Source organism: Kitasatospora sp. NPDC088783, from assembly GCF_044750705.1.
Lineage (GTDB): Bacteria > Actinomycetota > Actinomycetes > Streptomycetales > Streptomycetaceae > Kitasatospora > Kitasatospora fiedleri.
Map to the genome: position 1 here is coordinate 668,478 of NZ_JBIVKJ010000002.1, position 16,548 is coordinate 685,025.

The 16,548-nt window shown below is 77.7% G+C and carries 15 protein-coding genes and 1 pseudogene; 9 read left to right on the top strand and 7 right to left on the bottom strand.

The window, feature by feature from the left end:
- The first annotated feature begins 382 nt into the window (after positions 1 to 382).
- Positions 383 to 1,663: a metallophosphoesterase gene (locus ACIP60_RS07320; protein ID WP_400680995.1), complete on the top strand. Its 1,281-nt coding sequence runs from the start codon at positions 383 to 385 to the stop codon at positions 1,661 to 1,663.
- A gap of 57 nt (positions 1,664 to 1,720) precedes the next feature.
- Here the strand turns inward: ACIP60_RS07320 and ACIP60_RS07325 are convergent, their stop codons facing one another.
- Positions 1,721 to 2,191: a DUF2000 family protein gene (locus ACIP60_RS07325; RefSeq protein WP_400680998.1), complete on the bottom strand. Its 471-nt coding sequence runs from the start codon at positions 2,189 to 2,191 to the stop codon at positions 1,721 to 1,723.
- A 49-nt stretch (positions 2,192 to 2,240) separates the two neighbouring features.
- Between ACIP60_RS07325 and ACIP60_RS07330 the strand changes: the two genes are divergently transcribed.
- Positions 2,241 to 3,044, top strand: a complete 804-nt coding sequence (locus ACIP60_RS07330; RefSeq protein ID WP_400681000.1) for an AraC family transcriptional regulator — start codon at positions 2,241 to 2,243, stop codon at positions 3,042 to 3,044.
- Between the two features lie 179 nt (positions 3,045 to 3,223).
- Positions 3,224 to 4,453, top strand: a complete 1,230-nt coding sequence (locus tag ACIP60_RS07335; protein ID WP_400681002.1) for a glycoside hydrolase family 6 protein — start codon at positions 3,224 to 3,226, stop codon at positions 4,451 to 4,453.
- A gap of 79 nt (positions 4,454 to 4,532) precedes the next feature.
- Here the strand turns inward: ACIP60_RS07335 and ACIP60_RS07340 are convergent, their stop codons facing one another.
- Entirely contained in the window at positions 4,533 to 5,012 is a 480-nt protein-coding gene (locus ACIP60_RS07340) for a MarR family winged helix-turn-helix transcriptional regulator (protein ID WP_400681005.1), read from the bottom strand.
- A 148-nt stretch (positions 5,013 to 5,160) separates the two neighbouring features.
- Here ACIP60_RS07340 and ACIP60_RS07345 point away from each other — a divergent pair, with 148 nt between their 5' ends.
- The 5 genes and pseudogenes from ACIP60_RS07345 to ACIP60_RS07365 all read left to right on the top strand — a co-directional run bounded on the left by ACIP60_RS07345 (position 5,161) and on the right by ACIP60_RS07365 (position 10,109).
- On the top strand, positions 5,161 to 6,009 hold the full coding sequence (locus ACIP60_RS07345; RefSeq protein ID WP_400681007.1) for an alpha/beta fold hydrolase: 849 nt from the start codon (positions 5,161 to 5,163) through the stop codon (positions 6,007 to 6,009).
- A gap of 152 nt (positions 6,010 to 6,161) precedes the next feature.
- Positions 6,162 to 6,905 (top strand): ABC transporter ATP-binding protein, encoded by a 744-nt coding sequence (locus ACIP60_RS07350; RefSeq protein ID WP_400681009.1) that lies wholly within the window; start codon positions 6,162 to 6,164, stop codon positions 6,903 to 6,905.
- 44 nt (positions 6,906 to 6,949) lie between these two features.
- A complete protein-coding gene (locus ACIP60_RS07355) occupies positions 6,950 to 8,707 on the top strand; it encodes a hypothetical protein (protein WP_400681010.1) in 1,758 nt (585 codons plus the stop codon).
- Positions 8,708 to 9,122: 415 nt separating this feature from the next.
- A pseudogene (locus tag ACIP60_RS07360) lies at positions 9,123 to 9,752 on the top strand (TetR/AcrR family transcriptional regulator); the annotation flags it as partial.
- Entirely contained in the window at positions 9,753 to 10,109 is a 357-nt protein-coding gene (locus ACIP60_RS07365) for a VOC family protein (RefSeq protein WP_100838228.1), read from the top strand.
- Positions 10,110 to 10,144: 35 nt separating this feature from the next.
- Here the strand turns inward: ACIP60_RS07365 and ACIP60_RS07370 are convergent, their stop codons facing one another.
- Positions 10,145 to 10,504, bottom strand: coding sequence for a 5-carboxymethyl-2-hydroxymuconate Delta-isomerase (locus tag ACIP60_RS07370; protein WP_400681011.1), 360 nt, complete (start codon positions 10,502 to 10,504; stop codon positions 10,145 to 10,147).
- Positions 10,505 to 11,119: 615 nt separating this feature from the next.
- Here ACIP60_RS07370 and ACIP60_RS07375 point away from each other — a divergent pair.
- Positions 11,120 to 13,132: a SpoIIE family protein phosphatase gene (locus ACIP60_RS07375; protein WP_400681012.1), complete on the top strand. Its 2,013-nt coding sequence runs from the start codon at positions 11,120 to 11,122 to the stop codon at positions 13,130 to 13,132.
- Positions 13,133 to 13,183: 51 nt separating this feature from the next.
- Here the strand turns inward: ACIP60_RS07375 and ACIP60_RS07380 are convergent, their stop codons facing one another.
- From ACIP60_RS07380 to ACIP60_RS07395, 4 genes are all read right to left on the bottom strand, one after another.
- A complete protein-coding gene (locus tag ACIP60_RS07380) occupies positions 13,184 to 13,612 on the bottom strand; it encodes an SRPBCC family protein (protein WP_400681014.1) in 429 nt (142 codons plus the stop codon).
- A 186-nt stretch (positions 13,613 to 13,798) separates the two neighbouring features.
- Positions 13,799 to 14,185, bottom strand: coding sequence for a tetratricopeptide repeat protein (locus ACIP60_RS07385; protein ID WP_400681015.1), 387 nt, complete (start codon positions 14,183 to 14,185; stop codon positions 13,799 to 13,801).
- 179 nt (positions 14,186 to 14,364) lie between these two features.
- Positions 14,365 to 15,780 carry a hypothetical protein gene (locus ACIP60_RS07390; RefSeq protein ID WP_400681018.1) on the bottom strand — a complete coding sequence of 472 codons (1,416 nt, stop codon included), beginning with the start codon at positions 15,778 to 15,780 and terminating at the stop codon, positions 14,365 to 14,367.
- Between the two features lie 230 nt (positions 15,781 to 16,010).
- Positions 16,011 to 16,436, bottom strand: coding sequence for a Zn-ribbon domain-containing OB-fold protein (locus ACIP60_RS07395; protein ID WP_400681020.1), 426 nt, complete (start codon positions 16,434 to 16,436; stop codon positions 16,011 to 16,013).
- Positions 16,437 to 16,548 lie beyond the last annotated feature (112 nt).

Sequence of the window (16,548 nt, forward strand, 5' to 3'; positions counted from 1 at the left end):
CCTGGGGACGGGACATTCTTGACAGATGCCGAACAGCCGAACAACGGCCCTCGAAACTACGCCCCGTAGTAGCGGACCCGACACCCCGAGCGGCACCGCCCGGGCCCGGCCGCCTCGCGCGGCCGGTGGTGGCCGCCGCCTCCGGTGCCCCCGAAGACCACCCCCGACCTGCCAGTTCACCGCCCGGTCGCCCGTCCGCGGACCGCCCCGAGGGTCCGCGCCCGCGATCCGCCGCACACCAACTATCCGGGATCGTCGACCGCCGCCCCGATGTGCGCGGGCTCACAGGGGGTGACCGGGAACCGGACCCGGACCGGCACGCAGCGCACCCGGACCACCACCCGCCGTCCACCGCGCCGGGCCCACCGCCGATACTGGCCCGATGATGATCGCGGTCGTGGCGGTGGCGGCCCTCGGGCTGCTCGGGCTGATGCACTGGTACCTGTGGCGACGCCTGGTCCGGGACGTCTCCCGCCCCGGCGGCCCCTACCGGCGCACCGGCACCGCGCTGGCCCTCCTGCTCCCCGCGCTGATGCTGCTCGCGCTGATCGGCGGCCGGGCCTTCCCGCTCGCGGTGGAACGCTGGTTCGCCTGGCCCGGCTACCTCTGGACGGCCCTCGGCCTCTACCTGCTGCTCGCCCTGCTGGCCGGCGAGGCACTGCGCCCGCTGCTGCTCCGCCTCCGCCGCCCCCGTCCGCGCGCTGCCGCCGCCCGGCCGGAGACCGTCCGTCCGGAGCCTGCCGAACCGGAGTCCGCCGAACCGGAGTCCGCCGCGCCCGCCGAGCCGGTCGTGCAGAGCACTGCCGAGAGCACTGCGGAGAGCGCGGTCGAGAGCGTCGCCTCACGGCGGCTGTTCGTCTCCCGGGTGGTGGCCGGCGGCGCTGCGGCGGTGGCCGTCGGGGTGGTCGGCGCCGGCACGTACGGGGTGCTGCGCGGGCCGCGGATCAAGCAGGTCACGGTGCCGCTGGCGAAGCTCCCGCGCGCGGCGCACGGCTACCGGATCGCGGTGGTCAGCGACATCCACCTCGGGCCGATCCTCGGCCGGGCGCACACCCGGCGGATCGTCGACACCATCAACGCCGTCCAGCCCGACCTGATCACCGTGGTCGGCGACCTGGTCGACGGCACCGTCCCCGAACTCGGCCCGGCCGCCCGCCCGCTGGCCGACCTGCGGGCCAGGGACGGGGCGTACTTCGTCACCGGCAACCACGAGTACTTCTCCGGCGCCGCGCCCTGGGTGGAGTTCGTCCGCGAGCTGGGCGTGCACCCGCTGGAGAACGACCGGGTCGAGCTGCCCCGGTTCGACCTGGCGGGCGTCAACGACCTCGCCGGCACCGCGCACGGCCAGGGCCCCGACTACGACCGGGCGCTCGGCGACCGCGACCGCACCCGCGCCGCCGTCCTGATGGCGCACCAGCCGGTCACCATCCGCGACAGCGTGCGCCACGGCGTCGACCTCCAGCTCTCCGGCCACACCCACGGCGGTCAGCTCTGGCCCGGCAACTACCTGGCCGAACTGGCCAACCCCACCGTCGCGGGCCTGGAGCGCTACGGCGACACCCAGCTCTACGTCACCCGCGGCGCGGGTGCCTGGGGCCCACCGGTCCGGGTCGGCGCGCCCTCCGACATCACGGTCGTCACCCTCGCCTCGCTGCACGCCTGACGCCCGGGGCCGGGCGGCCCGGGACGCCCGGGCCGGGCCGGAGGCGGGGCAGGGTCGTCAGGGGTGCATCCGGGCTCCCTTGAGCACCTTGTCCACCGCGTTGCGCGGGCCGTGCAGGGCCAGGCCGACCAGGTCCAGCGCCGTGGTCGGCACGGCCCGGACCGCCGCCCGGTTGTCGCGGTCGTTGCCGGTGGCGAACAGTTCCGCGGTGAACACCGCCGTCGGCAGCCCGCGGGACAGCGCCCGCCCGTGCGCGGCGGCCAGCAGCTCGGACCCGCCCTCCAGGACCAGCACCGGCTGGCGGAACATCGGCAGGTAGCCCGCGCCGTCCGCGTCCAGGTACGGCTCGCCGATCAGCTCCGGGACGGCGGTGCCCAGCCCGCTCACCAGGAAGGCCGTCACGTTCAGCCGCTGCCACGGCGCGAGGTCCGCGCGGAGCAGCACGGCGATCTTGCTGTCGAAGCGGACGGGCGCGGGGGAGGGGGAGAGGTCGGTGCCGGGGGCGGGGGAGGTCAGGGTGTTGTCCATGGAGTGAGCGTGCCGCCCGCCGCGCCGTCCGGTCTTGTACGTTCTTCGCATGCCCGCAGCGCCGCCGGAGGAGACCGCCGCCTGGCGCCCGTCCGTCCCCGGCGTGGTCGAGGTGTTCCACGCGCACTTCACCGCGCACCGCTACCCCATGCACGTCCACGACTCCTGGACGCTGCTGATCGTCGACGACGGCGCCGTCCGCTACGACCTCGACCGCCACCGCCGGGGCACCCCGCACGACACCGTCAGCCTGCTGCCCCCGGACGTCCCGCACAACGGCTCACCGGCCACCGAGGACGGCTTCCGCAAACGCGTGCTCTACCTCGAACCAGGCCAACTGGGGCGGGAGTTGATCGGCCCGGCGGTCGACGGGCCGGACCTCGCCGACCCGCTGCTGCGCCGCCGGGTCGGACAGCTGCACACCCTGCTCGGCCGGCCCGGCGAAGAGCTGGAGGCCGAGAGCCGACTGGCCCTGATCGGCGAACGGCTCCGCCACCACCTGCGCCCGCGCGCCACCGCCGCCGCGACGGCCCCCGCCCCCGGGCTCGCCCACGGCCTGCGCGACCTGCTCGACGCCCGCCTCACCGAACGCACCACCCTCGCCGACGCCGCCGACCGGCTGCACGCCCACCCCGCCCACCTGGTCCGCACCTTCACCGCCGCGTTCGGCCTCCCCCCGCACCAGTACCTCACCACCCGCCGGATCGACCGCGCCCGCCGCCTCCTGCTGGACGGCCACCCCCCGGCCGCCGTCGCCACCGCCCTCGGCTTCCACGACCAGTCCCACCTCGCCCGCCACTTCCGCCGCATCGTCGGCACCACCCCGGGCCGCTTCGCGGGGCGGCGCCGGTGACCGCGGGGCGAGCGGCACGGGCGGCACGGGCGGGTGAAAGTTTCAGCGCGGAAGGCCCGTCGGCGGGGGTTCCGCTGCGGGTTCGGGGGCCGGGGCCGGGGCGGTCTTGACGGGGCGGTGGCGGGGTGGCTGCATGGGCCGCTCCGCCACCACACCGATCCCTGCCGGGGAGACCTGCCATGCGCCCGACCCACCCCCTCCGAGCCGCGCTCTCGCTGGCCGTGCTGCTCGCGTCCGGCCTCGGACTCGCCACCGCGCCCGCCCAAGCCGCCACGCCCGCCGCGCCCGCCGCGCCCGGGGCGCGGACCCTCGCGCCGGACACCCGGTTCTACGTCGACCCGGCGGGCAAGGCCGCGCAGCAGGCGCTGACCGACCTCAAGGCGCACGACCTGGCGGGGGCCGCCGCGATGGCGCAGCTGGCGTCCTGGCCGATCGCGCAGTGGTTCAACGGCACGGCGACCCCGCGGGAGACCACCGACGCGATGGCCGCGCTCCAGGCGAAGGCCGCCCTGGCCCGGCAGGTGCCGGTCACCGTGGCGTACAACGTGCCGGGCCGGGACTGCTCGCAGTACTCGGCGGGCGGCGCGTCCAACAGCACCGAGTACGCGGCCTGGATCGACGCCCTGGCCCGCGGCATCGGCGACCGTAGGACGGTGGTCATCCTGGAGCCGGACGGCCTCGCCCTGTCGCCCGCGTTCTGCGGCGGCACCGCCGCCCAGCAGCAGGACCGCCTCGCCGAGATCTCCGGCGCCGTGGACCGGCTGGAGCGCCAGCGCGGCGCGATCGTCTACCTGGACGCCGGACACAGCACCTGGCAGAACGTCGGCACCCAGGCGCAGCTGCTGATCGACGGCGGCGTGGCGCGCGCGCAGGGCTTCTTCCTGAACGTGTCGAACTACCAGACCGACGCCTCGCTGATCCGCTACGGCACCCAGGTCTCGCAGTGCGTCTGGTACCTGCGCAACACCCCGGGCGCCACCGCCGACTCCTGCGCCAACCAGTACTGGCCGAACGCCGACGCCGACGCCTGGTACGCCGAGCACGTCCCCGCCACGGCCGAGCTGACCCACTTCGTGATCGACAGCAGCCGCAACGGCCGGGGCCCGTGGACGCCGGAGCCCGGCAAGTACACCGGCGACCCGCAGACCTGGTGCAACCCGCCCGGCCGCGGCCTGGGCACCCGCCCCACCGCCGACACCGGCCGGGCCCTGCTGGACGCCTTCCTCTGGGTCAAGGTCCCCGGCGAGTCCGACGGCAGCTGCACCCGCGGCACGGCCGGCCCGGCCGACCCCGAGTACGGCTCGGTCGACCCGGTCGCGGGCGGCTGGTGGCCCGCGCAGGCCCGCTCCCTGGCGGACGACGCGACCCCGAAGCTGACCTTCAACACCCACCTGTTCCCGTCGCACTGACGGCACCCGGCCGACGGACGCCCGGGCGGGCCCCACCCGCCCGGGCGTCCGCGCGTCCGCAGGTCCGCGCCTCCACCGGCTACCCCGCCCCGCCGCCGTCCGCGTGCCGGGCGACGATCTCCCGCATGGACGCCAGGAAGCCCTCGACGGTGGCCCGTTCGGCCGGGGACAACCCGTCGACCAGGGCGACCGTCTCGCCGATCAGCGGGCCGAAGAAGCCCTGGCCGAGGGCCACCGCCCGCTCGGTGACCTCCAGCAGCACCCGCCGCCGGTCGTGCGGGTCGCGGGCGCGGCGGACGTGGCCCAGCCGCTCCAGCCGGTCCAGCACGGCGGTGGTGCCCGCCGAGTTGACGCCCAGCTCGCGGCCCAGCCGCCCGGGCGTGGCGGGCGTCCCGGCCCGGGCGGCGTCCAGCAGCGCGATCAGCGCCCGCAGGTCGGTCGGGTGCAGGCCGTGGCGCTGCGCGAACGCGGCGGCCAGCAGGTCGAGTTCGACGGTCAGCGCGCGCAGCTGGTGGACGGTGCGCAGGCCCGGGCCGGGGTCGGTCATCCGGTCGGTCATCCGGTCGGCCTCTCTGGGGACGGGGACGGGGTGGTTGTTCGGGGGCGGCTCCGTCCCGCATAGTATCTCGCTGAGCGAGAAACTTGCTGCACGAGATGATTGCCGAGCGAGACGACTGCCGAGCGAGGCAACTGCCCGAGGAGCCCCGATGGGATTCGACCGGTCCGCCTTCCTGTCCGCCTACGACGCCCTGCTCGACCGCTGGCCCGTCCCGGTCGACACCCTCGACCTCGCCACCCCGTACGGCACCACCCGGGTCAACGCCGCCGGGCCGCCCGGCGCCCCGCCCCTGCTGCTGCTCCACGGCGGCGGCGCGACCGCCGCCAGCTGGTGGGCCAATGTCGGCGAACTCGCCCGCACCGCCCGGGTGTTCGCCGTCGACCGGATCGGCGAGGCCGGCCGCTCCGACCCGGCGGGCCGACCGCGACCGCGCACCGTCGAGGACCTGCACGGCTGGCTGGACGCCGTCCTCGACGCGCTCGGCGCCGACCGCGCCGACCTGTGCGGGCACTCGTACGGCGGCTGGATCGCCCTGTCCTACGCGCTGCGCCGTCCCGCCCGGGTCTCCCGGCTGGCGCTGCTCGACCCGACCGGCTGCTTCACCGGCTTCCGCCTCCCCTACCTGCTGCACGCCGCCCCGCTGCTGGCCCGCCCCAGCGAGCGCCGGGCCCGCGCCTTCCTGGCCTGGGAGACCGGCGGCGCCCCGCTCGACCCGGACTGGGTCCGCCTGTACGGCCTCGCCGCGACCTTCCCCGCCGCCCGCCCCGTCACCGGCCCCCGCCCCGGCCCCGCGGCGCTGGCCGCCCTCGACGCCCCGTGCCTGGTCCTCCCCGCCGCCGACAGCCGCAGCCACGACCCGCGCACCCTCGCCGCCCGCGCCACGGCCCTGCTGCCCCGGGCCCGGGTCCGCACCCTGGCCGGGGTCTCCCACCACGACCTGCCCCACCGCCACCCCGCCGCGCTGAACGCCGAACTCGCCGACTTCCTGGCCCGGTAGGGGCTGTCCTCGCACCCCCGTCGCCCGCAGGGCGGCCGCGCGGCGGCCGGTGCGGTGAGGGGGCGTGCCGGGGGAGCCGCGGGGCGGTGGGCGGGGGAGCCGGGTACCGGGTCCATACTTGGGCGGTCCGTCCGTCGAGAGGCATCCTCCGCATGGCCAAGAACTCCGCCGCACCGCGTGCCCGCGCACGCCGGGCGCTGCTGCAACTCACCGGGGTGAGCCGCTCGTACGGCGGACGGGAGGTGCTGCACCCCGTCGACCTCGACCTGGCGGCCGGCGAGTGCGTCGCCCTGCTCGGGCACAACGGCTCCGGCAAGTCGACCCTGCTGCGGATCGCCGCCGGGCGCGACCTGCCGACCAAGGGCACGGTGCGCTTCGACGGCCTGGCGATGAACGAGAACGACCCCCGGATCCGGGCCCGGGTCGCGGTCGTCGGTGACACCGTCGCCTGCTACCCCGACCTCACGGTGCGCGAGCACCTGCTGCTGGTCGCCGTCGCGCACGGCGTCGCCGACGCCGCCGACTGGGTCGACCAGGTGCTGGCGGACCGCTCGCTCACCGAACGGGCCGACGCACTGCCCTCCGCCCTCTCCTCGGGGCAGATGCAGGCCCTGCTGCTGGCCTGCGCGCTGGTCCGGCCGCGCGACCTGCTGCTGCTCGACGAACCCGAGCAGCGCCTCGACCCGCAGGCCCGCCGCCGCCTCGCCGAACTCCTCACCGCGGAACTCGCCGACGGGGTCGCGGTGCTGCTGGTCACCCACCACGGCGACCTCGCCCGGGAGGTCGCCGACCGGGTGGTGGTGCTGGAGGAGGGCCGGATCGTCCGCCAGGGCCCGCCCGCCGAGATCCTCGCCGCGGACGCCCCCGGCTACCCCGCACCGGCCGGGGCCCGGTGAACCGCCCCGAGGCCCGGGCCGAAGCCGAAGCCAGGGCCGATGCCGTGACCGGGGTCGGGGCCGAAGCCGAGGCGGCGGCCGTGGTCGTGGTCGCGGAGGACGGGCCCGAGGACGCGGCCCCCGCCCCCGCCACCGCCGCCGAGTGGACGGCGGACGACGACTGGACCGACGAGGCGCTGGCCCTGCTGCGCGCCCTGCGCGCCCCGCACCGGCGCAACCGGTTCAAGCAGGTCGCCTTCGGGCTCTACTGCACCCTGCTGATCCTGGTGATCTGGGGCGGCGTCCCCAGCTTCGGCCTGTTCCTCCAGGCGTCGATGGGCGCGGACTACACCACCCACGGCCCCGGCCTGCTGGCCGCCCTGCCCAGCGGCATCGCCGCGGTGGGGCTGGCGACGCTGCTGCTGGCCGTCCGCGACGGACTGTGGCGCGGGCCGGTCGTCCCGCCCCGGGCCACCACCGACTGGCTGCTGGCCCACCCGGTCCGGCCCCGGCCGGTGCTGCGCCCGTGGTTCTGGCTCTCCTGCGGGCTGGCCGCCCTGCCCGGGCTGGTGCTGGCCGTCGGCGGCATGGTCGCGCTCGGCCTGACCGTGCGGGTCGGCCTGCCCGCCGCGCTCGGCTGGTGCCTGGTGGGCGGGGTGTGCCTGCCGCTGCTGGGCGTCTGCGCGGGCCTGCTGGTGCAGCACAGCCCGCGGGCCGCCCGCTGGGCGCGCACCCTGACCCCGTACGCGACCGTGCTGGTCCTGGCGCTCGCGGTGCAGAGCGGGCTGGCCGTCGCGGGCCACCCCGTGCCCTGGCTGGAGCGGGTCGAGCTGTGGTCGGGCCCGTGGGGCTGGGCCGGGATCGCCGCGCTGGCCCCGACGCCCGCCGCCGTCCCGGGCGGCTGGTTCGCCGCCGCGCTGCTGCTGGTGCCGACCGCGCTCGGCCTGGTGCTCGCCGACCGGGCCGTCGCCACCGTCCCGCTGCCCCTGCTGCGCGAGCGGGCCCGGACGGCCGCCGGGGTGCTGGCCGCACTGCGCACCGTCGAGCTGCGGGCCGCCCGGCTGGCGGTGGCCGGAGCCTCCGGCGGCGGACGGCCGCTGCGGGTCCGGCTGCCCGCGCCCCGGCGGCCCCGGCTGGTGCTGTACTGGCGCGACACCCTCTCGCTGCTGCGGGCCCCGGCCCGGCTCGGGCGCGCGGTGCTGCTGACCGTGCCGGCGCTGCTCTGCGCGGTGCTGGCGCACGGCGCCCGGGGTGGGCTGTCCTGGGCGGTCACGGTGCTCGCCCTGCTGTTCGGCTACCTGGCCACGGCCCAGCTGCTGGAGCCCGCCCGGATCGAGACCGACGACGTCCGCCGGGCGTCCTGGTCCCCGTACCCGTTCGCCGAGCTCATGCTGCGCCACGCGGTGGTGCCCGCCGGGCTCGGGCTGGTCCTGGCGGCGGCCGGGGCGGGCGCGGTGCTGGCGTCCGGCGGCGGGGCGGCGGCCTGGCTGGCGCCGCTGGCCGTCCCGCCGCTGGTCGCGGCCGGGCTGGTGAACGCCTGCCGCGGCGCGGCCCGCCGCGACCTGCTGTACCGCTCGGCGCAGCCGTCCGGCGGGAGCACCGGTGTCGCGGTGTTCGCCGCCTGGTACGCGGCCGGCCCGGCGGTGGCCCTGCCGGTGCTGGCCCTGCCGTTCTCGGCGGCGCTGCGCGGCGGGTCGGCGTCCTCGCTGGTCCAGGCCCTGGTGATCGCCCTGGTGCTGGCCGCGCTCCTGCTCTCCTGGGCCCACGCCCGGGCGGGCCGCCTGCCCGCGCAGGCCCGCCCCGGCCCCGCGGGGCCGCAGTAGGGCGACGGCGGGGCAGCGGAGCGGGGCCGCCACCGGTAGCGCCGGGCGACCGCGCCGAAGGCGGCCTCGGGCTCCCGGGGCAGGTGGGGGGCGATCGGCGCCGCACCGCCCGTCGAGCAGCCCGACGACGCCCGGCCGGGGCCATCGCGCGGGTCGCCGTCCGGGCGGGAGGCCCGGCCGCGTGCGACGCGTCCGGCGTCGTGGTCGTGTTTCCCCGGCGTGCCCGGTGCTTGCCCTCCGCCGTTCCTGCCGTCCTGGGGCGGGCCGGAGCCGTCGGCAAGTCTGCGTTGCCGCAAGTGTGCGTGAAGGTAAACATACGTGACGGTAAGTGTGCGCGAAGGCAAGTGTGCGCGCGCAGACATTTGCGTCGGCGCATGATTGCGGGCGTGCAGGGCGGTGTGGAACGCTGGTGCCCGTGACGACACCTGGGCTGCGGGAGCGGAAGAAGCGGGCCACCCGGGAGGCGCTGCGCGAAGCGGCCCTGCGGCTGGCCCTGGAGCGGGGGCCGGACGAGGTGCGGGTGGAGGACGTCGCCGAGGCGGCCGGGGTCTCGCCGCGCACGTACCACAACTACTTCGCCGGGCGGGAGCAGGCGATCGTCTCCGCCGTCACCGCCGACCGGGAGGAGCGAGTCGCCGCGGCGGTCGCGGCCCGGCCCGCGCGGGTGCGGCTGGCCGAGGCGGTCACCGACGCGGTGGTCGAGCAGTACACCGGCACCGGCGAGCGGGCCCCCGAGGCGCTGCGGCTGATCGCCGCCCGGCCCGCGCTGCGCGAGGCGTTCCTCGGCACCACCGCCGGGATCGAGGCCCCGCTCGCGGCGGCGATCGCCGGACGCCTGGACGGCGCGGGGGCGCAAGGGGCCCGGGTCCTCGCGGCGGCCACCGCCGCCGCGGTCCGGATCGCGCTGGAGGACTGGCTCCGTCCGCCCGCGACCGGCCCGGCCGGGGGCCGGGCCGGCCCCGACGGCTCGCTGCCCGAGCGGCTGCGCGCGGCGCTGGCCCCGCTCGGGCCCGCGTTCGACGCCGCCGAGCGGCCCGCCCGGCCGGTGCGGCGGGTGGTGCCGAACCTGCGGGTGGCGGGGGAGGGGGAGCGGACGCGGTCGGAGAACCGGGAGTTCTACGGGCGGCTCGGGTTCGAGGAGGCCATGAACCACGGCTGGATCATGACGCTGGCCGGGCCCGGCAGCCCGACCGCCCAGGTGAGCCTGATGGCCCGGGACGCCACCGCGCCCGTGGTGCCGGACCTGAGCGTGGAGGTGGCCGACGTGGACGCCGCGCACGCCGCGATGCTGGCCGCGGGGGCCGAGATCGTCCACCCGCTGAGCGACGAGGAGTGGGGCGTGCGCCGCTTCTTCGTCCGGGACCCGAACGGCCGGGTGGTGAACGTCCTGGGCCACCGCTGAGCGGGCGGGGTGGCCACCGGGCGGCCACCGGGCGACTACCAGCCGGTGCGCAGGCGGTAGGAGGCCGTCAGGTCGCGGACCTCCGCCGAGCGCACCACCTCGCGGCCCAGCACGGGGCGCAGGTGCTTGTCGAGCAGCCGCAGCACCTCCTCCGAGAGGCGGGCCTTGAGCCCCTCCGGCCGTCCGGGCAGCAGGCCGATCGCGATGTGCACGAAGGCCACCACCTGCCCGTCCGCGGCGTCGACCCAGGTCTCCGCCGCCGGGCGGAAGAAGGTCTTGCACACGCCCCGGGACGCCACCCACTCGCGCACCAGCGGGTGCAGCTCGCGCACGAAGCCGGGGCGGTCGAAGGCGTCGGCGAGCTGCGGCGAGTAGTCGACGGTGATGTGGGGCATGGCGGGACCTCTCCGCACAGACGCTTGGCTTCTACATCCACCCATCCTCTCCCCGGCCCACCCCGCCCCCGCGCCCGGGGTGCCCCGCGCGCCCGCGGAGCAGACACCGCGGAGCGGACACCACCGGGCGGACAGCGGTCACCGGCGCCCCCGCCACTGCCCGTCCGGACTGCCCGTCCGGCCCGACATCGCACCGCACGCGGGTCGACCCGGACCTCCGCGGCCTCCAGCGGGAACCGGCCGATGCCGTGGCCGCGCGGTCAAGCGCGCAGCCGCCCGCCCGCCCTCGGCCGCTTCGCCCGCTTCGGCAGATCCGGGTGGTCCAGCACGCGGACCCGCTCCGCCTCGTCCTCGTCCACGACCCCGTCCCGTCGGCCGCCTGACGCCCTGTCACGCGAACGGGCCCCGGTGGGAACCGGCTCGCCGACCCGGGAAATCCGGGCGCGGCCATTGGCCCGCTCCGAGCCGGGAGTGTAGGAATGGGCGTATGACCCGGTTTCGGGCAGCACCCGGTGCACGCAGCGTGGCGGGCGGTACCCCTCCGCGACGGCTGTCCATCGCCGCACGTCCCGCCCCGGCGGCCCGCGTGGCGCCCGCCCCCGCCGGACGGCCCGGATGAGGCCCGCCGCGGACGGGCGGGGCCGGCACCGCGCGCCCGTACCGGCCGTCGTCCGCGAGGCGGTGCTGCTGCTCGACCCCGACCGGGTGCTGCGCCACGCCAACGACGAGGCCCGCCGCCTGCTCGACCTGCCCGCCGACTGCGAGGGCCGCCCGCTCGACGCGTTCGACCTGCCGCCCGCCCTGACCGCGCTGCTGCACGGCTCCGAAGAGTTCACCGACGCCCGCGCCGTCGTCCACGACCGCGTCCTCGGCGTCGACCTGCACCCCACCGACCGCTCCGGCGGCCCGTCCTACCTGATCGCCACCCTGCGCGACACCGCCCCGCTCCACGGGTCCGACACCGCCCGGCTGCGCCTGGAACTGCTCTACCGGGCCGGTGCCTCGATCGGCACCACCCTCGACATCACCCGCACCTGCGAGGAACTCGCCGCCGCCCTGGTCCCGGCGTTCGCCGACTTCGCCTGCGTCGACCTGTACGAGGGCGTGCTGGCCGGCGGCGAACCGCGCCCCGGGCAGAGCCGCCCGCTGCACCGCGCCGCGCTGGCCGGCATCGGCGAACTGCCGCCGCTGCTGGCCCCCGGCTCGCCCGTCCCGCTCGTCCCCGGCACCCCCCGGGCCCGGGCCGTCGCCGGGCTGCGCTCGGTGGTCGAACCCGACCTGTCGGCCGCGCTGGCCGCCTGGGACGAGATCCACCCGAGCACCGTCGAGGCGATGCGCGACCAGGGCGTGCACACCCTGGTCACGGTGCCGCTGACGGTCGGCGGGACGCTGCTGGGCGTGGCCACCTTCTGGCGGGCCCGCCCGCGCCCGGCCTTCGACGAGGAGGACCGCACCCTCGCCGAGGAACTCACCGCCCGCGCCGCCGTCCTGGTCGAGAACGCCCGCCGCTACACCCGCGAGCACACCATGGCCGTCGCCCTCCAGCACAGCCTGCTGCCCGCCGGGCTCCCCGAGCAGCACGCCCTGGAGGTCGCCTCCCGCTACCTGCCCGCGCAGGCCGGCGTCGGCGGCGACTGGTTCGACGTCATCCCGCTCTCCGGCGCCCGGGTCGCCCTGGTGGTCGGCGACGTGGTCGGCCACGGCGTGCACGCCGCCGCCACCATGGGACGGCTGCGCACCGCCGTGCACACCTTCTCCTCGCTCGACCTCGCCCCCGACGAACTGCTCGGCCACCTCGACGCCCTGGTCAACCGCCTCGACCAGGAACACCCCGCGCCCGACGGCAGCGAACGCCCGATCACCGGCGCGACCTGCCTGTACGCCGTCTACGACCCGGTCACCCGCCGCTGCACCCTCGCCCGGGCCGGCCACCCGCCGCCCGCCGTGGCCTACCCCGACGGCCGGGTCGAGATCGTCGACCTGCCCGCCGGGCCGCCGCTCGGCCTCACCGGCATGCCCTACGAGAGCGTCGAACTCGAACTCCCCGAGGGCAGCCGGCTGGTGCTGTACACCGACGGGCTGGTCGAGTCCCGCAGCCACGACCTCGACCACGGCCTGAAACTGCTGCGCGCCGCCCTCGCCCACCCCGGCCGCGACCCCCGGCAGACCTGCGAGGACGTGCTGGCCGCCCTACTGCCGGTCAACCCCGCCGACGACACCGCCCTGCTGGTGGCCCGCACCCGCGCGCTGCCCGCCGACCACGTCGCCGACTGGGAGGTCCCCGCCGACCCCGCCGCCGTCGCCCGCATCCGGGCCGCCGTCACCCGCCGCCTGGCCGACTGGGGCCTGGCCGACCAGGCGTTCGCCGCCGAACTCGTGCTCAGCGAACTGATCACCAACGCCATCCGGTACGCCGCCCCGCCGATCCGGGTCCGGCTGCTGCGCGACCGGGCGCTGATCTGCGAGGTCCGGGACGGCTCGGCCACCTCCCCGCACCTGCGCTACGCCACCGACACCGACGAGGGCGGGCGCGGCCTGTTCCTGGTCGCCCAGCTCGCCGAGCGCTGGGGCACCCGCTACCCCGCCAGCGGGAAGGTCATCTGGGCCGAACTGCCGCTGGCGGAGTGACCGGGGGACGGGCCGGGGGGAGGGCCGGGAGACGGGCCCCGGGCCGGGCGCTCACTCCTCGCAGAGCTGCTTGAACAGCTCCAGGTCGGCGCGGACCGCGTCCTCCACCGCGTGGCTCTGCGCGTACCCGCCGTGCGGGCCGCCCAGCGACTCGGTCAGCTCCTGCGGGTCGTACTCCAGCCGCAGCTGCACCCGGGTGTGCGCGGCGTCCAGCTCCCGCAGCGCGAAGGTGCCGCGCAGCGGCGGACCGTCCACCGTCTCCCAGCTCATCACCCGGCCCCGCCCGTGGTCGGTCAGCTCCGCGTCCACCGCGTGCCGCTCGCCGCCGAACTCCACGTCCAAGTGCGCGTGGTGCCGGCCGTGGGCGCTGGCGTGCACCACCCCGGCGACGAACAGCGGGTACTCGGCGACCCGGTGCAGCTGCGACCAGGCCGTCCCGACCGGGGCGGTCACCTCGATCTGCTCCTCCAGTGTCCGCATCGGTCGGACCTCCGTTCCGTTCGCCCCGAGGGCGCGCTCCCTCCAGCCTGCCAGGGGCCGGGCCGGGCGACGACAGCACGCGGGCGGCGTCCGGGCCGGGACACGGGCGGACAGCGCACCGCCCCCGGCCGGGGGACGGCCGGGGGCGGTGCGGTGCGGTGTGCTGCGGTCACGGGCGGCGGTGGCTCAGCCCTGCGGGAACTCCCCGTCGAACACGGCCGCCAGCCGCAGGTACGGGGCGGCCTCGGCGGACCGGCCCTGGCGCTCCAGGACGCGGCCGAGCACCAGGTGCGCGTAGGGCTCCACCGGGTCGCGCGCGATCACCTCGCGCAGTTGCTCCTCGGCGCGGCGCAGTTGGGCCGAGTGGTAGTAGGCCCGGGCCAGCAGCAGGCGCGGGCCGACCTGCTCGGGCACCTCCGCGACCACGCCGGCCAGGATCAGCGCGGCGTCCGCGTACGCCTTGGAGTCGAAGAACAGCCGGGCGCGGGCCCAGCGTTCGGCCGCGCTCTCGTCCGGGGACACCAGGGCCGCGCCGAGCGGGCGGGGGTCGGTGGGGCGGAGGTCGGTGGTCATGGGCTGCTCCTTCCCGTTTCCGGGTCTCCCGCCGGGCCGTACCGGCCCGACAGGTGGTTGAACCTTCACCGACCTGGGGGTATTCCGGGCGGCGCAACGGGGCCCCGCCACCGGCGTCGCCGCAGCTCAGCGGCTCGCGGCTCGGTGGATCGCGGCCCAGTGGCTCGCGGCCCAGCGGCTCAACGCGGGGCCGACAGCTCCAGCAGGCGGTGCATGAACGGCACCGGCAGCGCCGGGTTCGCCGCCGCCGCCTCCGGCTGCGCGTCCGGCTCCAGCGCCCGCAGCAGCGTCCGCCACGGCAGCCGCGGATCGGCCGCCGCGGCCCGCGCCACCAGCGCGTCGCGGTCCGCCGCCAGCGCGGCCGGCACCTCCGGCGCCAGCTCCGGATCGCGCAGCGCGGCCAACCGCAGCGCGGGCTCCGGGCGCTCGGCCCAGCGGGCCAGGCCCGGCGCCGGGAACCGGGCGTCCGCCAGCAGCGCGGCCGGGCCCAGCAACTGCCCGTACACCGAGCGCAGCAGCGCGCCCGGCGCGTCCGCGCAGTGCTCCGCCAGCGCCAGGCGCACCCGCAGCTCACCGTCGGCCGCCAGCACCGCCACCACCGCCCGGGGCAGCCGCTCCAGCGAGGCGACCGCGCACCGCACCAGCGGGTGCGCCGAGCGGGCCAGCCGCAGCAGCTCCGTCGGATCGTCCGCCCGCCCGGCCACCCACGGCAGCGGCGGCGCGGCGTCCGGCAGCCGGCAGGCCACCGCCGCGCGCTGCTCCTCGGTCAGGTCCGGGCGCAGCGACACCGCCAGGCGCACCGCCTCGTTCGGGTCGGCCGCCAGGGCCAGCGCCAGGTCGGTGGGCAGCCGCGGGTTGCCCGCCGCGGCGGCCCGGATCCGCGGGTCGTCGTCCAGCACCAGCCACTCGCCCAGCGGCCGCTCCAGCGCCGCCGAGGCCGCCGTCCGTTCCCGGCGGGCCGGGTCGCTCTCGGCGATGTACCCGGCCAGCGTCACCGGCAGCTCGCGCTCCACCCGCAGCGCCCGCTGCACCGCGGCCCGCACCGCCGGGTCGCGGTCGGCCCGCAGCCCGGTCCGCACCCGGGGCGGCAGCTGCGGCCAGGACTCCGCCCGGACCGCCGCCGCGCGCACCGGTGGCGAGGTGTCCTGGACCAGGGCCACCAGCAGCTCCGGCGGCAGGCCCGCGCAGCCCGGCACCCGGCGGCGGGTCTCCGGGTCGCGGTCGGCGGCCAGCGCGGCCAGCGCGGCCGGGGGCAGCGCCACCCGGTGCGCGGCCGACGCGGCGGCCCGGCGGACCCGGCGCTCCCGGTCGCCGGCCAGCGCCGCCAGCGTCCGCGCGGACAGGTCCGGGCGCTCGGCCAGCGCCGCCCGCACCGGCCACTGCGGGTGCCGCAGCGCGGCCTCCAGCACCGGCGCCGGCAGCTCCGGGCGGCGCACCGGCCCGAGCGGCTCGGCGCCCTCCGCCAGCAGCCGCAGCAGCACCCCGACCGGCGCCCCGGGATTGGCCGCCAGCCCGCGGCACCAGGCCCGCACCGGCGGCGGGCCGGACAACGGGTGCCAGACGGCGGCCGGTTGATGTGCGCTCAGACCGAGCACGTGCGAGTACCTCCCCCGGAACGGCAAACGCCATCGACCCTACCCGCGCGGCGGCGGTGCGTGCACCGGTTCCCGCCAGGCCGGCACAGCCGGGAGAAGGCATGTCGGAAGTGTGCGCACGGCACGCACGTCCGAAGGAGAACGCCCCCGGTCGTGGCACCGAGTGCCACGACCGGGGGCGCGGGCCGGGCGCCGGTGGGGCGGCGGCCCGGGGACCTTCGCGGGGGTGCTCAGGGGCGGGGTGCGAGCCGGAAGGTCAGCGTCCGGCCGCCCTCCTCGCTGGTCACCAGGTGCACCCGGGCGCCGATCGGCACCGCGCCCGGCAGCCCGCCGAGCACGGTGGCCTGCACGGTGAAGCCCTCGTCCAGCACGATCAGGTACGGCCGCCCCAGGTGCGGGCCGCGCCGGGTCGGGCGCAGCAGGCGCTGCACCGTGCCCTGCCCGCAGGCCCGGGCGGGCGACAGGTCGGCCGAGCCGCACACCGGGCACAGCAGGCAGGACGCCGCGCTGGCCGAGTGGCACCACTGGCAGCGCCGGTAGTCGAGTTCGGCCTCGCCGGCCGGGCCGGCGGAGTGCGCGGGGAAGGGGTGTTCGGCGAAGGGCTCGAACGGGGCGAGCGGGGCGTGCGGTGCGGACGGGGCGAGCGTGAGGGTCATGGCCGTCTCCTCCCTGGACCTGGGTGCGCCGCCGTACCGCCGCCCGGGAGCGGGCGTGCGGTCGGGGCGTCTGCCAGAAGGACGGTATGGCACTCAGTGCCTCGTGTAAAGG